This is a genomic window from Moorena sp. SIO3I6 (assembly GCF_010672095.1).
The window spans coordinates 1-1,606 of the sequence record NZ_JAAHHU010001170.1 but is presented as its reverse complement, the minus strand read 5'-3'; the positions used below and the strand labels follow the sequence as shown (position 1 = coordinate 1,606).

Sequence of the window (1,606 nt, the reverse complement as noted above, 5' to 3'; positions counted from 1 at the left end):
AGATGGGTAATCCCAATACACCGGCTGAGCCGACGACCCCTGACACACAGGAAATGCTGATAGTTCTGGGCAGTGTACAGACAACTGCCGACACCAACGACGAATGGGATGCATTTTACTAGCACCCCCAGTCAAACGACCCAAGTGAAAAGAAAGACTCCACTGCTGACCTTGGGGATCTTCAATCTCCAACCAACCAGTAAATTGCGCCTTTGCGCAAGCTTGAATCTGTTGTGCCAGTTTGTCGGTGGTCAATACTTTTTGAGTCGTCATTGGTGTCTCTATGGATATATAGCAATGCCACTAGTAATTAGTAACTATTAACTAACAATTAACAATGAATATTTAACAAGTAATAATCCTAGTTTTTTAGCGCCTATATTAGCACGTATATTGTTAATAGTTTATGTTTAAATTAATCCCTAATAGGTAATATTGTGAATTATAATATTGTGTATAGTTTTCAGAACTTACCCAGCCACTATATTTGTATAGTGTTTACAAAATATCGGGTTTTTCGCCCAGTTTTTCGTAAGTTATGGTTTTGGTGAAATGCACCAAACTCGTAATGTTAGCAGACAATTCAAGCTAGGGTTGTGGAGATGCACCATGATCGAGTTTCACTAACCATCAGCAAAACTCGGTTAGCCGAACTGAAGGTAAATTAGTACCTGACTTTGCTTAACTTTACCTTAATTAAGAAGGGTGATTTAACTAAAATTACCCGAAAATTAACGAAAGTTTGGCTGCCTTAATTCTAACTCTATATTAGCATTAAAATCCGGCTAATTATTAAAATACGCTAATTGTCGTAGTATATAGGGTTTTTATCTAGGTTGTAAACAGACTTCTTGCAAAAAAAGGCATGCAGGCAAGAGGCAAAAGGCAAAAGGGGCAAGAGATACGGAGTTTTATTGTCTAATAAAAAAAGACCATTAAGGTTTACATCTCAAATACAAACGCTATACTTTTATAACATGCAAATGTGGCATATATCGGTAACATCAGCCAAAAAAAACCAGCTAACTTTATTAATCTTTTAAAAAAGAATTAATAAAGTTAGCTAATGCACTAAGCGCACGCTACTTGAGGTGCCATTGGCCTATGGCCACCCTACACCGAACAGCTTTTGAATAAAATAAGCTGACCACTGACCGCTGAGTGCTGAATGCTTACAAATGATTATTAATTTTAAAAAGAATTAACTACGAAATAATCGTGTGTACTGAGTTTCGTGAGCCATACTTGCCAGGGCTAATCCCCAGCCACAACTACTTAATTTTTCATCCGTCAAAGTTAAAACATCTTGGGTGCTCAGAGTAAGTCTATGGTTGAGTCCTAGTAGTAGCTGTTGACCAACGGTTTGACCAAGGGGAATCAATTTGACGCCAGCACCGATGACATTAGATGCCCAGCTATGTAAGTAACCTAAGACTGTGGCTGTAATGTCAATCTGCCAGTTAGCAGCCCCAATCCCAAACGCGATCGCATAATTACAGGGTTGACCCACAGCTGATGCTACATCTTGTAGAGAAATGACATTTTGTTGAGAAGACCTCTGGCCAAAGTAGTTTTCTGATCCTGTTTGGGTGAATTCTTGTCCACA

1 protein-coding gene and 1 pseudogene are annotated in these 1,606 nt (G+C 38.9%); both read right to left on the bottom strand.

Annotation, left to right across the window (positions count from 1 at the left end; translation table 11 throughout):
- Positions 1 to 273: pseudogene (locus F6K49_RS47355) on the bottom strand (hypothetical protein); the annotation flags it as partial.
- A 928-nt stretch (positions 274 to 1,201) separates the two neighbouring features.
- Positions 1,202 to 1,606, bottom strand: a 405-nt coding sequence (locus F6K49_RS47350; protein ID WP_293109464.1) for an urease accessory UreF family protein, incomplete at its 5' end; no start/stop codon positions are given.